Consider the following 230-nt stretch of genomic DNA (forward strand, 5'->3'; position numbering starts at 1 on the left):
CTGCGGGAAGTACCGGTACACCTTCCGGGCCGTGTGCGAGGAAGAGCCGGGATGCATCTTAGAAGACGGGGCGACCCGGATCTTCCTGAACACCCGTGGAGCGAATGACGATAAGGTCCCACAGGAGCTGGCGGAGTTCCTGCACTACGTGGAGCATACGACGGACGAGGCGGCAGAACATGCCGGGAGCGAACGCATCCGCCGCATCCACGACCGGGTCCGGAAGGTAC

General features: G+C 63.5%; 1 pseudogene. It reads left to right on the forward strand.

Annotation, left to right across the window (positions count from 1 at the left end):
• Window positions 1-230, forward strand: a pseudogene (locus tag HJV72_RS18920) (Rpn family recombination-promoting nuclease/putative transposase); the annotation flags it as partial.

The organism is Extibacter sp. GGCC_0201, assembly GCF_017566055.1.
Taxonomy (GTDB): Bacteria; Bacillota; Clostridia; order Lachnospirales; family Lachnospiraceae; genus Extibacter.